The sequence below is a fragment of the Dactylosporangium sp. CA-092794 genome (genome assembly GCF_050948465.1).
Taxonomy (GTDB): Bacteria; Actinomycetota; Actinomycetes; order Mycobacteriales; family Micromonosporaceae; genus Dactylosporangium.
In genome coordinates this window covers 8610492-8633839 of record NZ_CP192044.1, presented here as the reverse complement: position 1 = coordinate 8633839, position 23348 = coordinate 8610492, and the positions used below count along the sequence as shown (strand labels likewise).

Below are 23348 nucleotides of genomic sequence, written 5' to 3'. Positions count from 1 at the left end.
TCGTAATGGGATGTGCTGGCCGTCGGCTTCATCGCCTCGATCAACCTGGCCGACGAGGAACGGTTCCAGGCGGCGTGACCAGGTGGCGGGCGGGTAGGGCGTCGGCGTGACAGTCGCCGCCCGCCTCGACCGGTACCAGCGCGAGCACAGCTGGGTGGGTTTTCCGATCGCCGTCGCGTACAAGTTCTTCGACGACCGCGGCCCGTACCTCGCCGCGATGGTGACGTACTACGGCTTCGTCTCGCTGTTCCCGCTGGTGCTGCTGTTCCTCAGCGCACTCGGGTTCTTCCTGGAGGCCAATCCCGGTCTGCGGCACCAGCTGGCGCAGTCCGCGCTGGCCGGCGTGCCGGTCATCGGGCCACAGCTGCACGGCAACGTCCGCGAGCTGCGCGGCAGCGGCACCCGGCTCGTGATCACGGTGGCCGGCGCGCTCTACGGCGGGCTCGGCGCGATGCAGTCCGCGCAGGCCGGGTTCAACCAGATCTACGCGGTACCCCGCAACGCGCAGCCGAATCCGGTACGGTCCCGGTTGCGCAGCTTCGTGCTGCTGCTGATGCTCGGGGGCGCGGTGCTGCTGTCGACGGTGGCCACGACGCTGGTCGCCGTCGTCGGCGCGGTCACCGCGGCCCTGGGTCCGGGCCTGCGGCTGCTGGGTTACCTGCTGTCGTTCGCGATCAACGCCGCACTGTTCACCGCCGCGATGCGGCTGCTGACGGCCCGGGACCTGCCGACCCGCCGGGTCGTCACGGGCGGGCTGATCGCCGCGGCCTGCTGGGCGGTGCTGCAGACGGAGGGGACCCGCTTCGTCACCCACCGCCTCAGCCACGCCAGCGCGCTCTACGGCGTGTTCGGCGTGGTGCTGGCGGCCTTCGCCTGGATCTATCTGCAGGCGTTCGTGCTGATGCTCTCGGCCGAGATCAACATGGTGGCGAACCACCGGCTGTGGCCGCGGGCCCTGCTGACCCCGTTCACGGACAACGCCGACCTCACCGAGGCCGACCGGCGCGCGTACACGATGTACGCCGAAGCCCAGCGGTTCAAGGGTTTCGAGCAGATCAAGGTCGGCTGGTCGCGCTCCGAGGCGCGGTGACCCAACGGGGTGATCAGCGTTCGGGCTGCTGCTCGGGCTCGCGAGCCTGGGGCTCGGCCGGGCGCCGGTGCTCGCCCCGCTCGTCGAGGCCGTCGCGGCGCTCGCGCTCCTCGGCCGCGGCATCCTGCTCGTATCGCTCCCGTGCCTGAGCGAGCGACGCTCGAGCGCGCTGCAGGCGCTCGGCCGCCGCATCGAATGCCTGCGGCTCCTCAGGGTCCGCGAGATTCGGCTCGGCGACCCGGTCGATGGCGTCCAGCTCGGACCGGTGCGCCGGATCGACCCGATCGCGCAGCGACGACGTCTCCCGCCGGTACCACGCGCGTTCCGCGTCCGTCCAGGGCCTGCGCTGCTCCTGCTCGATGGCTGTGGCGAAGCCGGCCGGGGCTTTCCAGGCCCCGTCGGGGCCGATCTGATTGGCGTAGACCACCTCACCGGACCGGCGGAACGCGAACGCGGTGTGCGCCAGCCGCCCGGTGTCGACGGCCGCGGCGCCGCGCGCGACCCCGTCGAGGCACTCGTCGTGCACGGCCGGCTCGATGTACCTGCCGCGACCGGTCGCCTCGAGCTCGTCCTGGTACCGGCTCAGGATGCCCAGACGGCTCGTCGCCGGGGACACCGCGACAACCGCCGCCTCGACGTGGTAGTCCGCGCCGCGGAACCGCTCGGCGATCTCCTCGAACTCGGCCGGGGACCGCATCGCGGATTCCAGGACCACGTTGAACCGGTTGTCGATCGCGTACTGCTGCGCCTTCTCCCACCACCGGTCGCCGTCGGGGCGCACCCGCGCGCTGGCGGCGGCCTCGTCCTCGCGCTGCCACTGCGTGAACCGGGGATGCCAGGGGTTGTAGTCATCCATATTGATCTTGGCGAACGAGCCCCGCTCGCCCATGGCGCGTTCCACCATCTTCGTGACCGCCGACTTTCCGGCACCGGTCTGGCCACCGACGATGACCACCACCGGACGCTGCTGCGGCACGGCCCGGTCGAGGTAGCGCGGCACGATCTCCTGCCGGAAGATCCGCTCGTTCTCCTCCTCGGGGAGCGTGTCGTCCGCCGCCCCGGTCACCGCTGATACGCCTCGCGCAGGAAGGCGGCGCACTCCTCGCGGATCTGTGCCACCCGCGCCGGATCGTCAAGGTCGAGGTCCCGCAACAGGTCGGCGAACCGCGACTGCGCGGCGATCGTCGCGCTGAGCTCGCCGGGGTCGACCCGGTCGTCCGGCCCGGGATGTTCGAGCTCCCACCGGCGCGCCGAGCAGACGCCGATCGCGTTGCGCAGCAGCTGCTGCGTGAGCTCGAACGCGGCGACCGTATCCGGGTCGTAGCTCGCCGATGGCAGCCGGCCGAGCACCGAGTCGTCTTCGCGTTCCGGGTCGGGCGTGGTCACTGCTGTCTCCTCGAGTCCGTGGCGAGGCCGGTCAGATGACGAACGATGTTGTACTCGGTCAATCGCAGGACGCCTTCGTCCCGGTGGAACCGAGTGACCGAGCCATTCTCCACCGCGCCGGCCGCCATGACGGCGACCAGCTCGGCGACCGAGAGCGGTTCGAGCACGAACCGGGCCGTCAACACGACGGCGTCGTGCGCGATCAACCACACCCGCTGCCCGGGATGGTCGCGGTCCAGATCGGCCAGGGCCGCGGACAGGCGGCCGGCGATGTCCTGGAAGGACTCGCCACCGGGCGGCCGGTAGCCGAATTCACCCTCCCGGGCGCGCCGGGCCGCCTCGGCCGGAAACCGCGCGGCGATCGCCGCCGCGGTCATCAGCTCCAGCTCGCCCATGTGCCGATCGCCCAGCCGGGCGTCGACCGTCGCGTCCGGCAGCCGCACCCCCCGCGCTTCGGCCGCGGCCCGCGCCGCCTGCCAGCTCTGCACCGCACGGCGGAACGGCGAGCACACGACGACCTGCGGCCGCTCGTCGGCGGACTGCTCGGCCAGCCACGCGCCCAGCATCGCCAGCTGCGCCTGCCCGAGCCGCGTCAGCGGGACGTCGGCGTCCCGGCCGGTGATGCCGCTGTCCAGCCGGCCCGCTGCCGCCGCGGCCGCGAACGCGGCGTTCGCCTCGCTCTGGCCGTGCCGCACGATCGCCAGCGCCGCGAGTCCCATGCTCACGCATCGATACTGTCAGCCGTCTGCCCGGCCCACCAGCGTTTCCGTGCGGTGTGACGGTCGCCCGCCACCAGCGGCGGTGGCGGCTCGTTGGACCTGTGGTCAGGCAGCGGCGGTGAGGAGAGACTGTGATCGCGGTACGTCGGCTGTTCGCTCCGGCGGTGTTGCTGCTCGCCCTCGCGCTGGCCGGTCCGGCGGCGGCCGGGCTCGAGCAGTCCGGTGTGGTGAGCGAGCGGCCGGTGGCCTGGACGCCGAACGTGCTGGACGGCACGGTGGACGCGATCGCCGTGACCGGCGACCTGGTCGTGGTCGGCGGCAACTTCAGCGCGGTCGCCGACGCCGCCACCGGGGTCCGCTACCGGCGCAAGCACCTGTTCGCGTTCCAGCTCGGCACCGGCCGCATCCTCGACGCCGCCCCGGACCTGGACGGGCCGGTCACGGCCCTCGCGGCGGCGCCGGGCGGCGGGGTGTTCGTCGCCGGCCGGTTCGGGCACGTCAACGGCGTGCCGCGGACCGGGCTCGTGCAGCTGGACCCGGCCACCGGGCAGGTCGTGCCCGGGTTCACCGCCACGACCGGCAAGGGACAGATCCGCACGCTCGCCGCCGCCGGGCCGTGGCTGTACGCCGGGGGCACCTTCACCACCATCGGCGGCCTGCCCCGGGTCGGCCTGGCCCGCCTCGACGCGGCCACCGGCGCCACCGACCCGGCGTTCGACCTGCGGCTGGCCCGCGCCGACCGGGGCCTGGTCAAGGTGGAGGCGGTCGCGGTCACCGCCGGAGGCGCGCGGCTGGCCGCCGTCGGCGCCTTCGACACCGCCGCCGGCCGGCGCCGCGCGCAGCTCCTCGTCGCCGACCTCGCCGGCCCGGCGCCCGCGGTGGCCGACTGGTCCACCGGCGCCTACACCTCCCGGTGCAACTCGCTGTACGACAGCTATCTGCGCGGTGTGGACTTCGCCCCGGACGGCACCTGGTTCGCCGTCACGGCCACCGGCGGCCTGTCCGGGCGGACCCGGATGTGCGACAGCGCCGCCCGGTTCGACCTCGCCGGGAGCGGCGACCATCCGCCGGTGTGGGTGAACCGCACCGGCGGCAACACGCTGTGGTCGGTCGCGGTCACCGGGGCCGCCGTCTACGTCGGCGGGCACCAGCAGTGGATGGACAACCCGGCCGGGCACAAGAGCGCGGGCCCGGGCGCGGTGTCCCGGCCCGGCATCGCCGCCCTCGATCCGGCCACCGGCGCCGCGCTGCCGTGGAACCCCACGCATAGCCGCGGGGTCGGGGTCGGCGTGCTGGTCGCCTGCCCGGCCGGGCTGATCGTCGGCTCCGACACCGACCGGATGGGCGGGGAGTACCACGGCCGCATCGGCCTGCTGCCCACGGCGTAGCCGGCGCCGGACCGGCCGCTAGGCGGTGCTGCGGTGAGTGCGCAATTCGCGCCGGAAGCGGATGCGCTTGCCCAGGCGCTGGGCGGCCTGCTCGGTGCTGACGCCGAGGAAGAACAGGCCGGGGAAGGAGCACGCCAGCGCCAGGATGCTCACCAGCAGGGCCAGCGGGCCGGCTGCGAGCGGGACGACGGGCGGGAGTGCCAGGAGGACGAACGGCACCAGCGCCACGGTCAGCGGCGAGGCGAACCGGGCGAACCGGCCGTCGCCGGCGGCCCGGTGGTGGCGCTGGATCCGCCACACGCCGCGATAGGCCCAGGTCAGCAGCGCGGCGTGCAGCGCGATGCCGGCCACGGCCAGCGCGACGGCGGGTGCCGGGGTGGCAGCGGCCGCGACCGCGGCGACGACGGCGACGACGGCACCGGGCAGGGCCCAGCGGCAGGGGTAGCGCTGCAGGGCGCGCTCGAGCGCGGCGGGGTAATACGGGTTGGTCGGCTTGTCGCGGATGACCTGCGGGTAGAGGCGGATGGCGGTGCCGTCGCGCCAGCCGGCCTCGTAGGTGTAGGCGAGGATGCCCAAACCACCCGGTTTGTCGGGTGCGGCGCGCAGCGCCCGGCGGTAGGCGTGCCGGGCGCCCCGGACATCGCCGGCTGCGAGCAGGATGTCGCCGAGCAGGGTCAGCAGGCCGGAGTTGGTGGGATCGAGGCGCACCGCCTCCTTGGCCGCGGGATACGCCTCCGCCAGGCGGCCGGCGGCCTCCAGCACCGTGGCGCGGCAGCCGTGGGTGAGCGCGGTCCGGCTCAGCGCGAGGGCGCGGTCCGCGGCGGCAACGGCCCTGTTGTGCCAGCCGGCCGCGCTGAGGGAGAAGGCGTGCTGGCGGTGGGCCTCGACGTTGCCGGGGGCGGCGGCGACCGCGGCGGCCGCGGCGCGCACCGCGCCGGCCTGGTCGTTGCGGTGCCGCAGGCAGTCGGCCAGGCTCGTGAGGGCTTCGGCGTCGTCGGGGTCGGTGGCCAGCAGGTCGCGCAGCACGCGCTCGGCCTGCGCGTAGCGGCCGATGTCGTGCAGGTTGCGGGCGGAGCGCAGGGCCGTGGCCCGCGCGCTCTGGCCGGTGGTGGGGGTGCTCACAGCAGCTTGCGCTGCTTGAGGTAGGCGGCCAGGTCGTCGTAGGCGCCGCCCTCGTTGGCGAACCGCACGACGTTGCGGGCCGTGTCCAGCCAGCTGCCGATCGAGGGGCGGACCTCTCGCCGGGCCGCCACGAGGTCGCGCTGCTCGATCATGCGCACCTCACCGGTGGTCAGCGAGTCGTGCAGGGCGAGCTCGGCGGCGGCGTCGCACAGGTGGGCCAGGTCGGCGCCGGAGAAGTTGGCGGTGGCGCGGACCAGCGGATCGATCTGGATCGCCGCGATCGGACGGTCGCGCAGATGGTACTCGAGGATCGCGGCCCGGGCCTCGGCGTCCGGGGGCGCGACGAAGACGGTGCGGTCCAGCCGGCCGGGGCGGCGCAGCGCGGGGTCGACGTCCCACGGCGCGTTGGTCGCGGCGAGAACGAAGACGCCCTCGTTGACGCTGTCGACGCCGTCGAGCTCGGCCAGCAGCTGGTTGGCGACGGTGCGCATCGCGCCGGAGCCGAGGCTGCTGCGCCTGTGGCCCAGGGCGTCGATCTCGTCGAGGAACAGCACGCAGGGAGCGCTGCGGCGGGCCGCCTCGAAGAGGCTGTGCAGGTTGCGCTCGGAGCTGCCGATCCACAGGTCCAGGACCTCGGCGATCCCCACCGAGATGAACGCGGCGCCGAGCTCGCCGGCCAGCGCCCGGGCCAGGAAGGTCTTGCCGCAGCCGGGCGGGCCGTAGAGCAGCAGGCCCCCGCGCAGGCTCTTGCCGAACAGCCGGCGCAGCGCGGGGTCGCGCATCGGGCCGAGGAACGCCACTTCGAGCCGCCGCTTCACCGCCTCCATGCCGCCCACGTCGGCCAGCCGGGCACGGACCCGCTCGACGTCGAAGATCCGGTCCGCGTCCCCGGCCACCGGCTCGGCGACGCCCGGCCGCGGCGAGCGGTCGAAGGGCGGCGGAACGACGCCGGAGAGCTCCTGCTCGTAGGCGGCCAGCGGGTCCGGGGCGTCGTCCGCGGGTGGCGCGGCGGGGGAGGAGAGCGCCCGCCGCATCAGGTCCTGAGCGGCGGGACTGGCCGGGTCGCGCTGCAGCGCCTGGGCGGCCTCGGCGACCGCCTCGCCCTGCCGGCCGGCGTCGAGCAGCACGCCCGCCAGGTGCACCCGGAGCGTCACGTCGTCGGGCCGCGCCGCCACGGCCGCACGCAGACTGTCGATCAGCGCGCCAGACACCCCGTCACGTCCCTTCCACGCCTTCGCCGGGCGAGAATACCGGACCGCCGGGCGCGGCGGCGTCCCATCGACGACCGTCACATTGGATTCGGCCCGGCAACCGGGGCGTGCCGGTTCGTGGGCGCTGTGGCGGGGTATGGCGTGCGGGTGGCACGGGTTGTTCTGGTGACGGGCGCTTCCGGCTTCATCGGGTCCCATCTCGCGCCGGCGCTGGTGGAGCGCGGGTACGCGGTCCGGGCGATGACCCGGCATCCGGACCGCTACCGGGGCGCCGGCGTGCCGGTCTACGGCGACGTCAGCGACCCCGCGAGCCTGTCCGGTGCGCTGGACGGGACGGACGCCGCCTACTACCTGGTCCACGCGCTGGGGTCGGCGGATTTCGCGGCCAGGGATGCGCAGGCCGCCCGGAACTTCGCCGCCGCCGCCGCGGACGCCGGCCTCGAGCGGATCGTGTATCTGGGCGGGCTCGGTGAAAGCGGCACGCGGCTGAGCGAGCACCTGCGATCCCGGCGCGAGGTGGAGCGGTTGCTGATGGCCGGCCGGGTGCCGGTGACCGCGCTGCGGGCCGCGGTGGTGATCGGGCCCGGCAGTATCGCCTGGGAGATCACCCGGCAGCTGGTAGAGCACCTGCCGATGCTGGTCACACCCCGCTGGGCCGGCACCCGCACCCAGCCGATCGCGCTGCCGGACGTGATCCGCTACCTGGTCGGGGTGCTCGAACCGCGGCCGGCGCGCGGCCGGGTGTACGAAATCGGCGGCCCGGAGGTGCTGCGGTATGTCGACATGCTCCAGCGCACCGCCCGGATCCGCGGCCGGCCCGTCCCGAACGTCACCGTGCCGCTGCTCACCCCGCGGCTGTCCGCGGCGTGGCTGGCGCTGGTGACCGACGTCGACATGCCGACCGCCCGCAACCTCGTCGACTCGCTGCGCACCGAGGTCGTGGTTCACGAGCACAGCATCGACGACATCGTCCCGGACCCGCCGATCGGCTTCGACGATGCCGTCCGGCTCGCCCTGCGGGAGCAGGCCGCGGCGTGAACCGGCCACGCCGCCCCGCGGGTGTCGCGGCATTGTCACAATGTCTCCGCAGGTTCGTCGTAATCGGTGTCGAGAATGTCGCTCGTCCAGGCAGCCGGGGCGAACGGGTGACGTGTGCTCAGCGACGACGAACGGTGGCGTCTGTGGCAGCTGGAGCGGCAGCTGGCCGACGACGACCCGGCGCTTTCGCGCGCCCTGACCCGGTTCGAGCCGGTGCGCCGCTGGCGCTACCGCCTGGCGACGGCGGCGATGCTCTCGGGCGCCTGCGGCATCCCGGCCGGGCTGCTCGCCCGCGACCTGAGCCTGATGCTGCTGACCGTCTCGATGCTCGGCGTCGGCGCGGGTCTGTGGTACCCGTAGCGCTGACCGCCACCCCGGTCAGCCGGCGTCGCTGTGCGTCCTCAGCGCCGCGCATCGCTGGCAACGGAACGCGTAGACCTTGAGGTCGGACGCGTCGCCCGTCGGTCCGAGGCCGGACTCCCACGCGTCCTCGACGTCGGCCGGGTCGACGTCGAGGACGATGCCGGCGAAGAGTTCGCGTCCGGCGCCGGGCCGCGCGGCGTCGAAGTCGAGGCGTCCCCACTCGCCGAGGTACACCATGGGAAGCTCGTGGCAGAACAGCCAGCGTTCACCCTGAAAGGTCGCGTAGCGGGGGGTGCGGAGCAGGTCGGTCCGCCAGTCCGGTCCGCCGCCGTGCTCCCAGCCGACCGCGCCCGCCTCGGTCACGTGAGCCTGCGCCCACCGGCCGGCCCGCAGGCACCACACGCAGCCGTGCAGCCGCGCTGGCAGTCCCTGTCGCAGCGCTTCGGCCACGTCCGGCGTGAGCACGCCGTGCAGGTCGGCCTGCGTGTGGCAGCGCGGGCAGGGATCCCGTCGGTCGGTTGCCCGTTTCCTGGGGCGTACGCACACCTGAGCCCCGCAGCCGGGGCAGGGCACGAGCACGTCGTCGAGCGGGGGACACGGGCCTCGCCGGCCGCACAGCGCGCAGTTGCGCGCCTCCGCCAAGCCCTCGACGCACGTGACATCGCCCAGAAACAGCGGCACCGAGATGCCGAGCTCAACGAAGGTGGCCATGGGTCCGCAGCATGCCATCCCGCTGCGGGCCGGTCACTGGCCGGTGTCGATGTGCGTGTCGCCGTGGAACAGCACGCCGTGCAGGACGTGGGCGAGCTCGGGCCGGTCGCGGACCGGTTGCGGGAAGTCGAGGCGGAGCCAGCGCGGCGTGCGGGCGGTGACGGTGGCGGTGGTGGTGTCGATCGTGAAGCCGTAGCGGTCCAGCCGGACCGGCATGGTGCCCGCCGGGCGGACCTGCAGGCCGGTCGCGGCCAGGCGGCGGGTGAGATAGGCGCCGATCTCGGCGGCGTGGTGCCCGGCGAGGTCGAGCAGCAGGTCCTGCTCGTCCTCGTGGAGCGGGTCGGGTGACGCCGACGCGTAGTCGGACGGCTCGAGGTCGTGCCAGACGTGTCCGTCCCGGATGGCGGCCCGCTCGACTTCCGCGCGGTACATCGTGGTGCCGAGGCCGACGTCGAGCAGATCGGCTGCCGGGTTCGCCCGCGCGAACTCGAGGGCGGCCGCGCGGGCCTCGACCGGATCGAGCCGGACCGGGTGGCCGGCGACGCGGACACGGCCCAGGCTCGGCGAGTTCGGCAGCGGTGGTACGTCGTCGACGGTGAGCACGACGGTCGACCGCCGGCGGGCCAGGTCCGACAGGTCGCGATCCGCGCCGCTGCCGGTCCGGGCGAGCAGCAGCGGACGCCCCGCGCTGTCGGTGGCATGTGCGACGGGCACGACGTCCCACGACCCGGCCCGCTGGAGCTTGCCCGGCAGCCGTCCGTACGCCAGTGTCCGGGCCACTTCCGCACGGGTCGGCCCCATGGCGGCCACCTCCTCGTTCAGGCCGAGCGCAATTTAGGTTAGCCTAACCTACATCATGGGCCGCGCCGCCGCGCGACACGAGCTGAGGGCGGACACCGACGCGCGACGGGGTCGCTCGGCCGCGGCGGCGGACTGGCCGACGCCGAGCGTGCCGTAGGCTGGGCCTCTTGACCCCGGCTCCCGGCACGACAGATGAACAGAGATGGTGACCGCGACCGAACGGTATGTCGCGATGAGGACGGCTCCGGGCTTCCTCATCCGCCGCGCGCAGCAGGTGCACGTGCTGCTGTGGCAGGGGCGTTTCCAGCGGGCGCTGACCGGCCCGCAGTACGGCGTCCTGGCCGCGCTGGCGACCGAAGGGCCGATCGACCAGCGGCGGCTCGGCGAGCTGACCGGGCTGGACAAGAACACGGCCAGCGACGTGGTGCGGCGGCTGGACCAGCGGGGCTGGCTGGCCGGCGCGGCCGATCCGGCCGACCGGCGGCGCCGGCTGTGGCGGCTGTCCGAGGACGCCGAGCGGGAGCTGCCCGGGATCACCGAGCAGGCGGCGCTCGTCCAGTCCGACCTGCTGGGCGGGTTGACGGCCGCCCAGCGGCCGGCGCTGGTCCGCCTGCTGCGCCTGCTCGCGTTCCGGGGCGGGCCGGCGCCGGCCGTGCCGGCGGCGGAGGCGCCGGTGCTCGCGTTCGCCACCACCCCCGGCTACCTGCTGCGCCGCTCGCAGCAGGTGCACACCGCGCTGTGGGCCGATCTGGTCGGCCGGGAGCTGACCGGACCGCAGTACGGCGTGCTCGTGAGCCTGGCCGAACGGCCCGGGATGGACCAGGTGACGCTGTGCTCGCTCGCCTGGCTGGATCAGTCGTCCGCGGCCGACGTGGTCGCCCGGCTGGCCGGCCGGGCGCTGCTGCACCATCGCACGCAGGCCCGGGATCCGCGGCGCAGTGAGCTGGAGCTGACCGCCGCCGGCCGGCGCGTGCTGACCCGGCTGACGCCGAAGGTGCGGCAGGTGCAGGAGGCGTTGCTGGAGCCGCTGACCGCGGCGCAGGGGGCCTCGCTGGTCTCGCTGCTGACCCGGCTCGGCTGATCGTCGCTTGACGCCCCGCGTCGTACCTTCCTACGATCGATATAGTACGTACACGGTTTATTCGGCGAGGAGGGCCATGGCCACCAAGCGATTCGCGTCCGAGGACCCCGACGTCGACCTGCTGTACAAGCAGCTCGCCGAGCACGACCTGCAGCCGCTCTGGGAGCTGCACGGTCTGCTCACCCCGCAGCCGAGGACGCGCGCCGTGCCGTTCGCGTGGAAGTCGGACGTGCTGCTCCAGCTGGCCGGCCGGGCGGGGGAGCTGATCCCGGTCGACCGGGGCGGCGACCGGCGCGTGCTGTCGTGCGCGAACCCGGGGCTCGACGGCCAGCCGTACGCGGTCGGGACGCTGTGGGCGGCGGTGCAGTACCTCGGCGCCGGCGAACAGGCGCCGGCCCACCGGCACACGCCGGCCGCGCTGCGGTTCGTGCTCGCGGGCCGCGGAGTGTGGACGGTGGTCGACGGCGATCCGATCCCGATGGAGGCCGGCGATCTGGTCCTCACGCCGAGCTGGACCTTCCACGAGCACCACAACTCGGGCGACGCGCCGATGATGTGGCTCGACGTGCTCGACCTGCCGATGGTGGCCGCGCTCGACGCGGTCTTCTTCGAGGAGGGGGAGAGCGAAACGGTGACGGTGTCCACCCCGGACTCGAGCCGGTCGGAGCGGCTGCACGGCGGGGGGCCGGGCCTGGTGCCGGTCGGGGTCGAGCCGCCGGCCGGCCGCTCGCCGCTGCTGGCCTACCGGTGGGCCGACACCGAGCGGGCCCTGGTCCGCCGGCTCGACGCGGGCGCCCGCTACGCGCACGTGCGGTTCAGCGACCCCGCCTCGGGCCGGGACGTCATGCCGACCATGCGGTGCGAGATGCTGCGCGTGCCGGCCGGCGTGGCGGTCCCGGAGCACCGGCAGACCGGGGCGCGGGTCGGCTGCGTGCTGCACGGAACCGCGCGGGCCGAGATCGGCGGGCGGTCCTTCGCGCTGTCCGAGGGCGACATCGTGGCGATCCCGTCCTGGGCTCCGCTGCGGTTGACCGCCGAGGCCGACCTCGACCTCTTCGTGACCAGCGACGCGCCGGTGCTGGCGGCGCTCGGGCTCTACCGGGAGCAGCAATCGTGACCGGATACCGTCTCAGGAAAGGCAATCCATGCAGCTGTTGAGTTTCCTCGACCCGGCGGGGCAGGAGCGGCTCGGCGTGGCCGATCGCGACGGTACCGTCCGCGACATCACCGCACCGCTGGTGGGCGCGCTGGGCCCGGCCGGCGGCGTCAGCCTCATGCGGCGCCTGCTGACCGCCGGCCTCGATCCGGCCGCGCTGAGCACGTTCGCGGCGTCGGCCGGCGTGGCCGACGTGGCGCGGCTGCTGCCGCCCGTGCCCGACCCGAGCAAGATCGTCGCGGCGCCCGTCAACTACCGCGACCACCAGGCCGAGATGAGCTCGGACTTCGCCGTGGACGGGCTCGGCGTGTTCCTCAAGGCACCGTCGTCGCTGGTCGGGGACGGCGCGGTGGTGCGGCTGCCCTACGCGGACCGCCGCTTCGACCAGGAGGGCGAGCTGGCCGTGGTGATCGGCCGGCCGGCCAGCCACGTCGCGCCCGCCGACGCGCTGCGGTACGTGGCCGGCTACACGTGCCTGCTGGACATGACGATGCGCGGCGGCGAGGACCGCTCGACCCGCAAGTCGTTCGACACGTTCACCCCGGCCGGGCCCCGGCTGGTCACCCCGGACGAGGTCGGCGACGTGGCCGAGCTGGAGCTGCACACCTGGGTCAACGGGCGGCTGCGCCAGCGCGCCGACCTGGCCGACCTGGTGTGGGACGTGCCCCGGCTCATCGGCTACATCAGCTCGGTCATGCAACTGCTGCCGGGCGATGTCATCGCGACCGGCACGCCGGCCGGGGTCGGCGAGGTCGACGACGGCGACGAGGTGGTCGTCGAGATCACCCGGGTCGGGCGGCTCGCGGCGACGGTCGACGCCACCACCACGGCCGCCTGCCCCACCCTGGGCCGGGGCCGCGGGCCGGTCCCGCCGGCGGCCCTGACCGCGGTCCGCGAGCGCCGCTGATCCGGCTCCGGCCGGGACGACCGGTCAGGCCGCGCGGGCGGCCTGACCGGTCTCCTCGTGCCCGGCCTCCGCGTTCCCGGCCTCGTCGGCCGGGGCGTCCTCGGGCACGGTGCGCAGGAACAGGAAGGCGAGCGCGGCCAGCCCGGCCAGCACCGCGAACGCGCACGCCTGCGCGGCGCCCTGGTCGGCGCTCAGCCCGGCGACCGCGGCGGTGAGCGAGACGGCGAGGATCGACCCGGTCTGGCGGAACATGCTGCGCATGCCGGTGATGGTGGCGGTCTGCGCCGGGGCCACGTGCAGCAGGGCCACGGTGATCCCGGGCGCGGCCAGCCCGGCGCAGACGCCGCTGAGCCCGGCCGCCGCCAGCAGCCACGGATAGTGCGGCAGGCCGAGCGGCGGCGGCAGGACCAGGATGAGCAGGCCGGCCACGAGGCCGGCCAGGCCGGCCAGCGCCGGGCGGCGGGAGCCGTAGCGGCGGATCAGCAGCGAGGTGACGGTGGACGAGCCGGCCATGCCGATGGCACGGACCGTCAACAGCGTCCCCGCCGCGGCGGCGCCGAGGCCGTAGCGCAGCTGGGCGTAGGTCGGCACCATCGCGTTGGAGCCGATCGCGGCCGCGCCGAAGAGCAGGTTGGTGAGGTTGAGCGCGCCGAAGTGCCGGCCGGTCAGCAGTGCGGCCGGGATCAGCGGCGCGCAGTGGCGCCGGGACCGGCGCAGGATCAGCCAGACTCCGGGCCCGGCCAGCAGCGCGAGCATGATGGCGAGCGGGAGCTCGCCCTTGCCCAGCACGGTGATGGCCAGCGTCGCGGTGAGCACGGTCGCGGCCAGCAGCAGCACGCCCGGCACGTCCAGGGCCTTGGCGGCGCCGGGCGCCCCGGTGTGGCCGATCAGCGCCGTGCCGGCGGCGAAGGCCAGGGCCAGCGGCAGCACCGACACCAGGAACAGCGCCCGCCAGCCGGGGCCCAGCACGACGGCCGAGCCGACCGCCGGGCCGATGATCGCGCCGGTGGTGATGGCGCTGGTGAACAGGGCGATGGCCCGCTTGCGCCCCGCGCCGTAATAGTGCGAGACGATTCCGGTCGCGGTGGGCACGAGCGTGCCGTAGGCGAATCCCTGAATAGTCCGGCAGGCGATCAGTTCATAGATATTTCCGGCGCCGGCCGCCGCGCAGCCGGTCACGGCGAAAACCGCCACCGCGATGAGGAATATCCGCTTGCGGGGGAACCGGGCGCCGAATAGCCCGGCGGTGGGCAGCGCGATCATCTGGCCCAATGAATAGCCGGCCACCACCCAGGCGACCCAGGGCAGGGCGACGCCGAGTCCGGAACGGATCGCGGTGAGCCCGGAAAGCACCGAGGTCTGGTCGATGGAAACGGTGAACAACGTCGCTGTCACCAGAACGAACACCCTCGTCCGCCCGGGAAGTGGACCCGGGGGGCTAGGCACGGTTCGACATGTCTCTCCTACCCTGCAATGCAGGTCAAGGGCGCTTGACGGCGCTTGAGCGGGCAACCTATAGTACCTCAACCGTCCGCTCTACAGTCAAGACTAACCGCCTGGTGGACACCCCAACCCACGCCAGGGAGCGGCCGTCAAGCATTGTTCAGCTGTCCGTCCACAGCGACGGAAGGAGGAAACGAATGATCGAGATATCTCGGCGCAATGTGTTGCTCGGTGCGCTCGGCCTGTCGAGTCTGGCCGTCCTGGGTGCCTGTAAGACGGGACCCTCCAGCACCAGTTCCACCGGCCGGCTGATTGTCGCCCTCGGCCCGCCGGACAAAGAGACGAATGTCACCTGGGAAGGCCTTTCCCAGGCGACGAACCTGCAATTACGGCACTGCCTCGAGGCGCTGATCGCGGTCGAGGCCAAGACCGGCAAGCTGGTGCCCGGGCTGGCCGAGAAATGGGAGCAGGCCGGCGACGCGAAGACCTGGACGGTGACCCTGCGCAAGGGAGTCCAGTTCCACCGCGGCTACGGCGAGTTCACCGCGGCCGATGTCGTGGAGAACTACGCCCTCACCACCCAGGACGGCGCGGTGACCAGCGACGCCGGGCGGCTGCGCAGCCTGCTGGGCCAGACGCCCGACGAGGTCCGCAAGAACATCGAGGTCAAGGACGACCACACCGTGGTCTTCCACCTGCTCAAGCCCTACGTCGACTTCCCGTTCATGATGTCGGCCAAGGTCGGCACCCTGTTCATGCACAGCGGCAAGCAGCTGCAGAAGGACGGGGTGGCGGCCATCCGCAACCCCACGGTCGGGCCGGTCGGCACGGGGCCGTGGGAGTTCGTCAGCCGGGCGCAGGGCCAGTCCATGCTGTTCAAGAAGGTGCCGAACCACTGGCGCCAGACGCCCGACTTCGACGAGCTGGAGCTGCGGTTCGTCCCGGAGGCGGCGACCATGCAGGCGATGGGGCTCAACAAGGAAGCCCACATGGTGGCGGTACCGCGGGCCCTGCAGCCCCGGCTGGTCGAGAGCGGCAAGAAGATCACCACCGCGGCCAACCCGTCCACCGGGGTCGAGTTCACCATGGGCGGGGTGCTCTACCCGGGCCTGCCCAACTACGACGCGTCGGTGCCGGTGGTCAACCCGAAGGTCCGCGAGGCGATCAACCGGGCGGTCGACCGCAACGGCATCGTGAAGGCGTTCTTCTCCACCGGCGGCGTCCAGCTGATGAAGAACATGTCGTACTACCCGACCGGCGACTACTGGAACTCCCGCTGGGACGACGAGTTCGACAGCAAGTACGGCTACGACCCCGGCAAGGCCAAGGCCCTGCTGGCCGAGGCCGGCTACCCGAACGGGTTCGACCTCACCGTGGCCACCGTGAGCTACACGGCGCTGCCCGAGTCGGCGTCCATCTCCGAGACCATCGCGCAGAATCTCACCGCGATCGGGCTCAAGGTGAAGCTCCAGACGTACCAGAGCCAGGACGTCATCGCGATGTCCAAGGCCAAGGATCCGAAGCTGCGCAACGTCCTGGTGCCGTGGCTGGTGAGCTATCGGCCGACCCTGCAGCTGCTGCAGTCCTACACCCAGTCCGGCTCCGACGGCTCGGTGACCGCCGAACCGGTGAAGGAGATCGACGACGCCTACAAGCAGCTCGCCGCGTCGTCGGACTCGGCGCAGCGCACGGCGCTGATGCAGCGGATCGGCGACCTGAAGTTCGATCTGTACGCCGAACTGCCGCTGCTGTGGATCCCGGGGCAGATCGTCCGCGACCCGGGCGTGGTCTCGGACTACCAGTTCCCGGGCGACATCGCCGCGGTGTACTCCCACTTCGAAAACGCCCGGCACTAGCGGAATCGCCCGGCACTAGAGGACAGGAAGGTCATGCTCGACGTAGGCACCGAGACACAAGAGGTCGAGATCATCTCGGACGGCAAGTACCGCTACCAGGTGATCAGGAACTGGCTGAAGCCGACGACCCCGGGCGGAGCGCATCCGTGCGACGTCGCGGTCGACTCCCGCGACCGGGTATTCATCAGCGTCCCTCAGGACCGGCGGGGTGACAAAGGGCTGATCGAGTCCGCCGACATGCCGCTGATCTTCATCTGCGACTCGGAGGGCAACCAGATCGACAGCTGGGGAACCGGCGCCACGATCAGCGCGCATGGCCTGCACATCGCCAACGACATGCTCTACGTCTGCGACAAGGACGCGTCGAAGTGCCTGATCTACACCCTGGACGGCAAGATCCTGCGGGTGATCGGCGAGCACCGGGTGCACGCCGACACCGGCGCCGTCCACAAGGGAGACCCGGTCACGAAGGAGGCGGGGCCGTTCAACTACCCCGCCCAGATCGTGCCGAGCCCCTGGGGTGACCTCTACGTCGCCGACGGCTACAAGAACGCCCGGGTGCACCGGTTCCACAGCAACGGGCAGCTGATCCAGTCGTGGGGGAAGTGGGGGCGCAAGGGGGCCGGCAACTTCCACCTGCCGCACGCCGTCCTCGCCACCGGGGACGGCCGGGTGTACGTCGCCAGCCGCTTCGGCAACAACGTGCAGGTGTTCGACCGCTACGGCGGCTTCATCGACATGTGGACCGACGTGCGCACGCCGGCCTCGCTGGCCCAGCTCGCGGACGGCAACATCGCCGTCTGCGAGCACCCCAGCGACTACTTCCTCGACGAGATCGACTTCTCCGTCCCGTTCTACATCACCATCTTCAGCCCGGACGGGGAAGTGCAGGCGAAGCTGCCGGCCGGGTTCGCGCACAGCATGGCGCTGGACTCGCAGGGAAACATCTACCTCGCCAACCACCACACCGTGCACAAGTGTGTCCGGCTCGACTAGTTCGGCAGACGGGAGGAAAGGCTGATCGATGGCGACGTTCATTGATTTTCACGAGGAACCGGTGGTCTGGCAGGACGCGTACCACTCCGACGCCATGGGTGTGCTGATGAAGCAGGTCATCACCGAGGTCCGCGAGGGCAAGGTGGACGAGTTCGGGGTGCGGTACTTCAACATCCTCATGGCCATGGACGGCCACGGGTGCTGCGTGAGCGACGCCCCGGACGCCCAGGCGGTGGTGGACTCGCACAAGGCGCGGGGCATGCCGATCGGCCCGGCGGAGGTGCACCGCGTGGTGCGCAGCCTGGCCGAGGTGGCCCCCATCGACAACGTCCGCAAGGTGGTGTGAGATGCGCTGGTCCGTGATGGTCCGGCCGAACGCGGCGGCCGAGGAGATCGAGCGGCTGATGGACTCCGACCCGGCCGCACCGGACGACTTCGGCGTGCGGTACGCCAACGTCCACCTGACCGAGGACGGGTACCTGTTCGTGCTCGTCGACGCGGACAGCCCGAACGCGCTGCGGGCCTCGCTGCGCAGCAAGGGCATCCGCTCGACCGAGGGCCTGCACTCGATCTGGCACGGATCGCTGGCGACGAGATGAGCGTCGGCCGGGCCGAGCGGACACAGCCACCCGGGGAGGGTCCTTGTTCCGGTACACGGTGAAGCGCGCCCTCCAGGCGGTGGTCACCCTGTGGGCGGTGAGCGTGGTCGGCTTCTTCCTGACCAGGCTCACCGGCGACCCCCTGCAGGTGTTGCTCGGCCCGGAGTCGACCCCGGACGACGTGGCCCGGGTCAGCCGGGCCTGGGGGCTGGACCGGCCCCTGGTCACGCAGTACCTGGTCTACCTGGGCAACCTGTTCACCCGCGGCGGCGGCGAGTCGCTCAAGTGGACCGGGTCCAGCGCGGGGAGCCTGCTGGTGAGCCGGCTCCCCGCGACCCTGGAGCTGGCCGGCGCCGCCATCGTGGTCTGCCTGGTCGTGGCCCTGCCGCTGGGGGTGCTCACCGCCGTGCGGCGGGGGACCCTGCTGGACCGGACGGCCATGGGGAGCACCCTGCTCGGCCAGTCGATGCCGACGTTCTGGCTCGGCATCATGCTGATGTGGCTGTTCTCGGTCGAGCTGGGCTGGCTGCCCACGTCCGGGATCGGCGACTGGACCCACCTGGTGCTGCCGGCCGTCACGATGGGCCTGTTCCCGGTCGCCGCGCTGACCAGGCTGCTGCGATCGTCCATGTTGGAGGTTCTGGACACCGAATACGTCAAGCTGGCCCGGATCAAAGGGCTGTCCGAGACGCTGGTGATCTGGAAGCACTGCCTGCGCAACGCGGCGCTCGCTCCGGTCACCTACTTCGGGCTGATCCTGGCCTCGCTGGTGTCCGGCTCGGTCGTGGCCGAGACCGTCTTCGCCTGGCCCGGCGTGGGACTGCTGTCCATCGAGGCGGTGCAGGCGCGCGATTTCCCGGTGGTGCAGACGGTGGTCATGTTTTTTGCCCTGGTGTACGTCGTGATGACCTTCGTCATCGACCTCCTCTACGGCGTCATAGACCCACGGATCCGAGCGGTGGGAGGCCGGTCATGACCGACGTGATGCGCACCCGCCGGTCGCGGCTGCGCGGCCTGCCGGTGGTCCCGTTCGTGCTGCTGTTCCTGGTGCTGATCGTGCCGGCCGTCTTCGCCAACGTGCTGGTGGCCTGGCACGTGATCCCCAGCCCGGTGCAGGGCACGCTGTCCGACCGGCTGCTGCCGCCGGCCTGGGTGGCCCCGCACACCCTCGAGGGGCTGGGCACCGTCCCGGGCGGGAGCACCGCCCACCCGCTGGGCACCGACATGATCGGGCGGGACATCCTCAGCCGGCTCGTCTTCGGCGCCCGGGTCTCGCTGCTCGTCGCCGGCGCCTCGATCCTGCTGGCCGCGATGCTCGGCTCCCTGCTCGGGGTGCTCGCCGGCTACCTGGGCGGCTGGGTCGAGATGATCATCATGCGGCTGTGCGACATCATGAACTCATTCCACACCATCCTCATCGCGATGGTGCTGGCCGCCGTGTTCGGGCCGAGCTTCGCCACGGTGATCACGGTCATCGCGCTGGTGTCGTGGACGCCGTTCGCCCGGATCGTGCGGGGCGAGACGCTGAGCATCCGCCGGCGGGACTTCGTTGACCGGGCCCGGGTCGCCGGCAGCTCGAGCCTGTCGATCATGCGGCGGCACGTGCTGCCGAACATCCTCAACACCGTCGTGGTGCTGGCCACGCTCGAGGTCGGTCAGGTCATCCTGCTGGAGTCGACGCTGAGCTTCCTCGGGGTCGGCGTGCCCCGGCCCAACCCGTCCTGGGGGACGATGGTGGCCGACGGCCGGTCGCTGATCATCGACTCGTGGTGGGTGTCGTTCTTCCCGGGCCTGACCATCCTGCTCACCGTGCTGTCGCTGAACCTGGTCGGCGACTGGGTGCGGGAGCGCTTCGATCCCAAGCAGAGGAATGTCGGGCTATGAGCGCAACACCCGTGTTCGACCGCCCGGACGGCGCCCCGCTGCTGCAGGTCCGCGACCTGCGGACCCAGGTGCGCACGGCCCGCGGCCCGGTCCGCGCGGTCGACGGGGTCAGCTTCGACGTCATGCCCGGCGAGACCCTCGGCATCGTGGGGGAGTCCGGGTCGGGCAAGACGATGACCGCGCTGTCCATCCTCCGCCTGCTGCCCCGGCGCGGCCCCCGCATCGTGGGCGGCGAGATCCGGTTCAACGGCGTCGACCTGGTGACGCTGCCCGACCGGGACATGCGGATGGTCCGCGGGCGGCACATCTCGATGATCCTGCAGGACCCGCACACCTCGCTCAATCCGGTGTTCACGATCGGCAACCAGGTCATCGAGGCGCTGGCCACGGCGGGGGAGGGCGGCGGCGAGCCGCGGCAGCGGGCCGTGGCGGCGCTGCGGGACGTGCGCATCGCCGCCCCGGAGAGCCGCCTGCGCGCCTATCCGCACCAGCTCAGCGGCGGGATGAAACAGCGGGTCGTCGGGGCGATCGCCACGGCCGGCGCGCCGGAGCTGCTCATCGCCGACGAGCCGACCACCGCGCTGGACGTGACCATCCAGCTGCAGTACCTGGACCTGCTGCGCGGCATCCAGGAGCGGACCGGGATGGCGATCCTGTTCATCACCCACGACTTCGGCATCGTGGCCAAGATGTGCGACCGGGTGGCGGTGATGTACGCGGGCCGGATCGTCGAGCAGGGGCCGGTCCGGGACATCTTCGACCACCCGGCCCACCCGTACACCGAGGCCCTCATCGCGTCGGTGCCGAAGCTGACCGAACGGGTGGACCGGCTGTACTCCCTCGGCGGCTACCCGCCCGACCCGGCCGCGCTGCCGGTGGGCTGCCGGTTCGCCGACCGGTGCCGGCACGCCCGCCCGCAGTGCACGCAGCAATATCCGGAGGTGTACGACGTGTCGCTCAACCACACGGCGGCGTGCTGGAGGCTGGATCCGTCATGGCCGGCCTGATGACGGTGGAGAACCTGGCCAAGCGGTTCCCCGGGCCGCACCACCCGCTCACCGGGCGGGTGACGGGCTACGTCAACGCCGTCGACGAGGTCAGCTTCTCGGTCGAGGCCGGCCAGACCCTGGCCATCGTCGGCGAGTCGGGGTCGGGCAAGACCACCACGACCCGGATGCTGTTGCGCCTGCTGACCCCGACCTCGGGCCGGATTCTGCTGGAGGGCAGGGACATCGAGTCGCTGCGCGGCAACGAACTGCGCGGCTACCGCACCGACGTGCAGGCCGTCTTCCAGGACCCGTGGGCGTCGCTGAACCCGCGCATGCGGGTCGGCGACATCGTGGCCGAGGCCATGGCGGCCAACCGGATCGGCACCCGCGCCGACCGGCGCCGGCGCGTCGCCGAGGCGCTGGAGCAGGTCGGCCTCCGCCCGGACCTCGCCGTGCGCTACCCGCACGAGTTCAGCGGCGGCCAGCGCCAGCGCATCGCCGTGGCGGCCGCCCTGGTCTCCCGGCCCAAGCTCATCGTGCTCGACGAGCCGGTGTCGGCCCTGGACGTATCCATCCGGGCCCAGGTGATGAACCTGCTCAAGGACCTCCAGCGCGACCACGGCGTGGCGTTCATCCTCGTCGCGCACGATCTGGCCACGGTGCGCTACCTGGCCACCGAGGTGGCGGTGATGTACCTCGGCCGGATCGTCGAACGGGCCCCGGCCGAGGAACTGTTCCAGCGCCCGGTGCACCCCTACACCCGGGCGCTGTTCGCCGCGTCGCTGCCGGCCCACCCGGACGACGGGAAGGCCGACCTCGTGCTGACCGGGGAGGTGCCCTCGCCGCTGCACCCGCCGACCGGCTGCGCGTTCCATCCCCGCTGCCCGTTCGTCATGGACCGGTGCACCGTGCAGCGCCCGCCGCTGCAGCGCACGCCGGACGGCCACTGGTACGCCTGTCACCTGGGGGTCCAGCGGTGATCACGGAGCGGCGGGGCGTGGCCACGGCCCGGGATGGGGCCGAGCTCGCCTACACGATCCACACCCCCGACGGGGCCGGGAACGGGCCGCGGCTGGCCCTGGTCCACTCGCTCGGGCTCACCGGGGACGTCTGGCGGCCGGTCGTCGCCGCACTGGGCGACACGGTCGCGCTCACCTACGACTGCCGGGGTCACGGCCGGTCCGCCCGCCTGCCCGGACCGTACACATTGGACACCTTCGCCGACGACCTCGGCGACGTCCTGGACGCGGTCGGCTGGTCGCGGGTGAGCGTCGGCGGCGCCTCGATGGGCGGCATGGTCGCGCAGGCCTTCGCGGTCCGCCACCCCGCCCGGGTCGGCGGGCTGGCCCTGGTCGACACGACCGCGTGGTACGGGCCGGACGCGCCGCAGCGGTGGGAAGCCCGGGCCCGCGCGGTCGAGGAGAACGGCCTGCCGTCGGTGGTGGAGTTCCAGCTGTCCCGGTGGTTCACCGACGAACTGCGGGCCCGCGACCCGGCCGGGACGCGACGCTGGGTCGACGACCTGCTCGCGGGCGACGCCGGCTGCTACGCCGCCGCCTGCCGCATGATGGGCGGCGCCGACCTGCGGGCCGCGGTGGAGGGCATCGCCGTCGACACCGCCGTCGTGGTGGGGGAGCACGACTACGCGACGCCGCTCGCCATGGCCGAGGACCTCCACGCGCGCATCGGGCGGTCCACCCTCCACGTGATTCCCGGGGTCCGACACCTCAGCCTCATCGAGGCACCCGACCTGGTGGCGCACGCCATCCGACGCATGTATCAGCCACAATGCAGTTAGGTACCCTCCGACTATGACGACGGCCGCCGAACCCATGACCGGTGTGCGCAGCGCTCGCCGGGCGCTGGAAATTGTGTCGCTGCTGAGCGACTCCCGACCGGTGCTGACCCCCCGGCAGGTGGTCGAGCTGACCGGCCTGCCGCGCACCACGGTGCTGCGGCTGGTCGAGACGCTGCTCCAACTGGGCCTGCTCTGGGAGAACGAGAGCGGCTACATCGCGGGCCCCGCCCTGCTGCGCTGGGCCCAGCTGTCCAAGCGGGCCTGGGAACTGCCGGCCACCGTCCGGGAGGCCATGCGGTCCCTCGCCGTCGCGACCGGCGAGACGGTCAGCGTCTACATTCGCGTCGACACCCACCGGATGTGCATCGCCGCCGAGGAGGGCACCTCCGGCCTGCGGCAGGTCGCCAACCTCGGCGTCGAGCGACCGCTGTGGGTCGGCGCGCCGTCACGGATCCTGCTCATCAGCACGCCGCCCGGCGACCTGCAGCGCATCGCCCAGGAGTCCCCGACCGGGCCGGCGCTGCTCGACACCCTGCTGCGCTGGCGGGACCAGGCCGAGCGCGACGGTTTCGCGATCAGCCACGGCGAGGCCGAGGAAGGCCTGTCCAGCCTTGCCGTTGCCGCCCGCGGCCCGTCCGGATCGGTGACCGCCGCCATCTCCCTGGCCGGCCCGACCTCACGATTCGGCGACGGGCGCCGGCCGGCGATGGTGTCCGGCCTCCGCGAGGTCGCGAACCGGCTGGAAGGCGCCAAGTTCCTGCACACCCCCGATTCGGGGCCGGCGCGGCACTGAGGCGTACTCGCGGAGGA

General features: G+C 72.7%; 25 protein-coding genes. 17 read left to right on the top strand and 8 right to left on the bottom strand.

Going from position 1 to position 23348, the window contains the following annotated elements:
- The first annotated feature begins 106 nt into the window (after positions 1-106).
- Positions 107-1090, top strand: a complete 984-nt coding sequence (locus ACQPXD_RS37120; RefSeq protein WP_432826400.1) for a YihY/virulence factor BrkB family protein — start codon at positions 107-109, stop codon at positions 1088-1090.
- A 13-nt stretch (positions 1091-1103) separates the two neighbouring features.
- Here ACQPXD_RS37120 and ACQPXD_RS37115 read toward each other — a convergent pair whose 3' ends face one another.
- The 3 genes from ACQPXD_RS37115 to ACQPXD_RS37105 are packed head-to-tail and all read right to left on the bottom strand — an operon-like array spanning position 1104 to position 3195.
- Positions 1104-2156: a zeta toxin family protein gene (locus ACQPXD_RS37115; protein ID WP_432826398.1), complete on the bottom strand. Its 1053-nt coding sequence runs from the start codon at positions 2154-2156 to the stop codon at positions 1104-1106.
- A complete protein-coding gene (locus ACQPXD_RS37110) occupies positions 2153-2476 on the bottom strand; it encodes a hypothetical protein (RefSeq protein WP_432826396.1) in 324 nt (107 codons plus the stop codon). The genes ACQPXD_RS37115 and ACQPXD_RS37110 overlap by 4 nt, the downstream gene beginning before the upstream one ends.
- Positions 2473-3195 (bottom strand): histidine phosphatase family protein, encoded by a 723-nt coding sequence (locus tag ACQPXD_RS37105; protein WP_432844090.1) that lies wholly within the window; start codon positions 3193-3195, stop codon positions 2473-2475. Before ACQPXD_RS37105 ends, ACQPXD_RS37110 begins: the two co-directional genes overlap by 4 nt.
- A gap of 131 nt (positions 3196-3326) precedes the next feature.
- On the opposite strand from ACQPXD_RS37105, the gene ACQPXD_RS37100 reads away from it, so the two are divergent.
- Positions 3327-4583 carry a PKD domain containing protein gene (locus tag ACQPXD_RS37100; RefSeq protein ID WP_432826394.1) on the top strand — a complete coding sequence of 419 codons (1257 nt, stop codon included), beginning with the start codon at positions 3327-3329 and terminating at the stop codon, positions 4581-4583.
- Positions 4584-4601: 18 nt separating this feature from the next.
- On the opposite strand, the gene ACQPXD_RS37095 is transcribed toward ACQPXD_RS37100, so the two are convergent.
- Together ACQPXD_RS37095 and ACQPXD_RS37090 are read right to left on the bottom strand one after the other, a co-directional pair.
- The gene (locus ACQPXD_RS37095) at positions 4602-5705 is read right to left on the bottom strand and encodes a tetratricopeptide repeat protein (RefSeq protein ID WP_432826392.1); all 1104 of its coding nucleotides are present in this window, start codon (positions 5703-5705) and stop codon (positions 4602-4604) included.
- Entirely contained in the window at positions 5702-6916 is a 1215-nt protein-coding gene (locus ACQPXD_RS37090) for an AAA family ATPase (RefSeq protein WP_432826390.1), read from the bottom strand. Before ACQPXD_RS37090 ends, ACQPXD_RS37095 begins: the two co-directional genes overlap by 4 nt.
- A 147-nt stretch (positions 6917-7063) precedes the next feature.
- Between ACQPXD_RS37090 and ACQPXD_RS37085 the strand changes: the two genes are divergently transcribed.
- Together ACQPXD_RS37085 and ACQPXD_RS37080 are read left to right on the top strand one after the other, a co-directional pair.
- Complete coding sequence (locus ACQPXD_RS37085; protein WP_432826388.1) at positions 7064-7954, top strand: NAD(P)H-binding protein; 891 nt, start codon at positions 7064-7066, stop codon at positions 7952-7954.
- Positions 7955-8068: 114 nt separating this feature from the next.
- Positions 8069-8314 carry a DUF3040 domain-containing protein gene (locus ACQPXD_RS37080; RefSeq protein ID WP_432826386.1) on the top strand — a complete coding sequence of 82 codons (246 nt, stop codon included), beginning with the start codon at positions 8069-8071 and terminating at the stop codon, positions 8312-8314.
- Between the two features lie 18 nt (positions 8315-8332).
- Here ACQPXD_RS37080 and ACQPXD_RS37075 read toward each other — a convergent pair whose 3' ends face one another.
- Both ACQPXD_RS37075 and ACQPXD_RS37070 read right to left on the bottom strand, forming a co-directional pair.
- On the bottom strand, positions 8333-9028 hold the full coding sequence (locus ACQPXD_RS37075) for a CbrC family protein (RefSeq protein WP_432826384.1): 696 nt from the start codon (positions 9026-9028) through the stop codon (positions 8333-8335).
- A gap of 33 nt (positions 9029-9061) precedes the next feature.
- Complete coding sequence (locus tag ACQPXD_RS37070) at positions 9062-9829, bottom strand: DUF2470 domain-containing protein (RefSeq protein ID WP_432826382.1); 768 nt, start codon at positions 9827-9829, stop codon at positions 9062-9064.
- 232 nt (positions 9830-10061) lie between these two features.
- On the opposite strand from ACQPXD_RS37070, the gene ACQPXD_RS37065 reads away from it, so the two are divergent.
- The 3 genes from ACQPXD_RS37065 to ACQPXD_RS37055 all read left to right on the top strand — a co-directional run bounded on the left by ACQPXD_RS37065 (position 10062) and on the right by ACQPXD_RS37055 (position 12973).
- Entirely contained in the window at positions 10062-10910 is an 849-nt protein-coding gene (locus ACQPXD_RS37065; RefSeq protein ID WP_432826380.1) for a MarR family winged helix-turn-helix transcriptional regulator, read from the top strand.
- Between the two features lie 76 nt (positions 10911-10986).
- Entirely contained in the window at positions 10987-12027 is a 1041-nt protein-coding gene (locus ACQPXD_RS37060) for a cupin domain-containing protein (RefSeq protein WP_432826378.1), read from the top strand.
- A 28-nt stretch (positions 12028-12055) separates the two neighbouring features.
- The gene (locus tag ACQPXD_RS37055) at positions 12056-12973 is read left to right on the top strand and encodes a fumarylacetoacetate hydrolase family protein (RefSeq protein WP_432826376.1); all 918 of its coding nucleotides are present in this window, start codon (positions 12056-12058) and stop codon (positions 12971-12973) included.
- Positions 12974-12997: 24 nt separating this feature from the next.
- Here the strand turns inward: ACQPXD_RS37055 and ACQPXD_RS37050 are convergent, their stop codons facing one another.
- Entirely contained in the window at positions 12998-14368 is a 1371-nt protein-coding gene (locus ACQPXD_RS37050; protein WP_432826374.1) for an MFS transporter, read from the bottom strand.
- A gap of 245 nt (positions 14369-14613) precedes the next feature.
- On the opposite strand from ACQPXD_RS37050, the gene ACQPXD_RS37045 reads away from it, so the two are divergent.
- The 10 genes from ACQPXD_RS37045 to ACQPXD_RS37000 are packed head-to-tail and all read left to right on the top strand — an operon-like array spanning position 14614 to position 23331.
- On the top strand, positions 14614-16272 hold the full coding sequence (locus ACQPXD_RS37045) for an ABC transporter substrate-binding protein (RefSeq protein WP_432826372.1): 1659 nt from the start codon (positions 14614-14616) through the stop codon (positions 16270-16272).
- 33 nt (positions 16273-16305) lie between these two features.
- A complete protein-coding gene (locus ACQPXD_RS37040; RefSeq protein WP_432826370.1) occupies positions 16306-17268 on the top strand; it encodes a hypothetical protein in 963 nt (320 codons plus the stop codon).
- Positions 17269-17296: 28 nt separating this feature from the next.
- The gene (locus tag ACQPXD_RS37035) at positions 17297-17614 is read left to right on the top strand and encodes a hypothetical protein (RefSeq protein ID WP_432826368.1); all 318 of its coding nucleotides are present in this window, start codon (positions 17297-17299) and stop codon (positions 17612-17614) included.
- Between the two features lies 1 nt (position 17615).
- Complete coding sequence (locus tag ACQPXD_RS37030; RefSeq protein WP_432826366.1) at positions 17616-17867, top strand: hypothetical protein; 252 nt, start codon at positions 17616-17618, stop codon at positions 17865-17867.
- 43 nt (positions 17868-17910) lie between these two features.
- The gene (locus ACQPXD_RS37025; RefSeq protein WP_432826364.1) at positions 17911-18843 is read left to right on the top strand and encodes an ABC transporter permease; all 933 of its coding nucleotides are present in this window, start codon (positions 17911-17913) and stop codon (positions 18841-18843) included.
- On the top strand, positions 18840-19751 hold the full coding sequence (locus tag ACQPXD_RS37020) for an ABC transporter permease (protein ID WP_432826362.1): 912 nt from the start codon (positions 18840-18842) through the stop codon (positions 19749-19751). The genes ACQPXD_RS37025 and ACQPXD_RS37020 overlap by 4 nt, the downstream gene beginning before the upstream one ends.
- Positions 19748-20758, top strand: a complete 1011-nt coding sequence (locus tag ACQPXD_RS37015) for an ABC transporter ATP-binding protein (RefSeq protein WP_432826360.1) — start codon at positions 19748-19750, stop codon at positions 20756-20758. Before ACQPXD_RS37020 ends, ACQPXD_RS37015 begins: the two co-directional genes overlap by 4 nt.
- The gene (locus tag ACQPXD_RS37010) at positions 20746-21720 is read left to right on the top strand and encodes an ABC transporter ATP-binding protein (RefSeq protein WP_432826358.1); all 975 of its coding nucleotides are present in this window, start codon (positions 20746-20748) and stop codon (positions 21718-21720) included. Before ACQPXD_RS37015 ends, ACQPXD_RS37010 begins: the two co-directional genes overlap by 13 nt.
- Positions 21717-22538, top strand: a complete 822-nt coding sequence (locus ACQPXD_RS37005; RefSeq protein WP_432826356.1) for an alpha/beta fold hydrolase — start codon at positions 21717-21719, stop codon at positions 22536-22538. The genes ACQPXD_RS37010 and ACQPXD_RS37005 overlap by 4 nt, the downstream gene beginning before the upstream one ends.
- A 13-nt stretch (positions 22539-22551) precedes the next feature.
- Positions 22552-23331, top strand: coding sequence for an IclR family transcriptional regulator (locus ACQPXD_RS37000; protein ID WP_432826354.1), 780 nt, complete (start codon positions 22552-22554; stop codon positions 23329-23331).
- Positions 23332-23348 lie beyond the last annotated feature (17 nt).